At 41.5% G+C, this 1,428-nt stretch carries 2 protein-coding genes and 1 pseudogene; 1 reads left to right on the plus strand and 2 read right to left on the minus strand.

Features of this window, described 5'->3' with window-relative positions:
* Positions 1-245: pseudogene (locus F6K53_RS42405) on the minus strand (IS4 family transposase); the annotation flags it as partial.
* A 3-nt stretch (positions 246-248) separates the two neighbouring features.
* Positions 249-716, minus strand: coding sequence for a hypothetical protein (locus F6K53_RS42410; RefSeq protein ID WP_293086526.1), 468 nt, complete (start codon positions 714-716; stop codon positions 249-251).
* 108 nt (positions 717-824) lie between these two features.
* Here F6K53_RS42410 and F6K53_RS42415 point away from each other — a divergent pair, with 108 nt between their 5' ends.
* The gene (locus F6K53_RS42415; RefSeq protein WP_293086528.1) at positions 825-1,127 is read left to right on the plus strand and encodes a hypothetical protein; all 303 of its coding nucleotides are present in this window, start codon (positions 825-827) and stop codon (positions 1,125-1,127) included.
* The last annotated feature ends 301 nt before the right edge of the window (positions 1,128-1,428 follow it).

The following is a 1,428-nucleotide window of genomic DNA, read 5'->3' on the forward strand; positions in this document are numbered from 1 at the left end:
TACTTTCCCTTCCACTTCCCGGCTATATTAAATGTCCCAAATCCTTTTTTTTTGGTCACCTGACAGTCCTTAATAAACAGCTTTACTCCTGGCTTAAGCCCATAGTCTTTCAACTTTTGTTCCATCTCAGTATCGTGACAAACAAGCGTGTTAGATTTCTGTCTCAAACAGAAGTATGCACCCTCTAATCTCAGCCAGTTGCCCAGTTTGGGTGAACAAAACTCCCGTTCGCGAAGCGTGACCAAAGGTCAATCCCCTAACACCACCACTCTATAGTTGGATAGTAAGCCAAAACTTTTCCTCAAAACAGCTGTTTGCTCATCAAAATTACTGCTGCCTTTTTTATCCAATAATTCCCAGTAAATCGGCCAGGAGCGATGATCATAGATCACGCTAACCATCAAGATATTAATCACACCCCAGCTGGTGCGGTCTATCGCCAAATAGATTTTATCATTCGGCTTAAACATCTCTTCTAGGAGAGCACTTACACAGGGAAACCAGATGGAAACTATATTAAACTGTTTGAGCCGCAAAAACCGACGTAATTTTTTTCGACGACTCTCAAACAAAATAGGTAACGGCAGCGCTTGAGCTAACACTTCTAGTTTGACCTGTCGGAGTAGTTGTAGGCTGGCAACGACTAAGGTCACTAACAAATACCTCTTGTGATGCAGCTGATTTTGTAGGATTTTTTGGTATAGTTTCGCTATCATTTTTGGTAGATAGGTCAGGGTTACTATATTTGACCTATCTTTTTTTTTATTGTTATGCCGTATCCCTTGCTACATAAGGGCTAGAATCCCTATGTCCCCCCGTCAGGTATTGATGGGGATAAAAAAAAGGGATCTGTCCCCTCCTGTATGTATACTACTCCTGTGTACTCCATTCCGGGAACGGGTACATTGAAAATAGCGGATTTAGGGGCAGATCAAAAAGCCCAGAAAACCAACAGTGCGGGAAAACCAGTGTTACTAAAAGGAAGCACATTTACGGCTAAGTTTGAAGTCCAAAATCCAGCCAAAAAGCCCCCTACTGGTCCGAACCCTCCTATCCCTGACGCTACACCTCAATATTCAGGAACGGGGACTTTCATTACAACGAATACAAAATGGCGAGGAACTTAACCAAATTGTAAGCATTCAGCGGTCAGCGGTCAGCCGTGAGCTTCAAATAAAATTGAAAGTCTGGGGAAAAGCCCTTGGCCAAGGCCAAGGCTGATAGCTGATAGCTGATAGCTGACGGCTTATAGCTGAATGCTTACACCAAATTTAATTTTCGTTCCTTATATGAATATTTATTACTTTTTTGGAGATTGGCTTGTTAATAAAGTTTACATCCGCCATCCTGATCAATGATATAGAATTTAGTTATGAATAAAAACAATAAAATTATAGATCAATTTTTTCGGGATGGCGTTAGTCAGGG

Origin of the sequence: Moorena sp. SIO4A1, assembly GCF_010672065.1 — a bacterium.
Lineage (GTDB): Bacteria > Cyanobacteriota > Cyanobacteriia > Cyanobacteriales > Coleofasciculaceae > Moorena.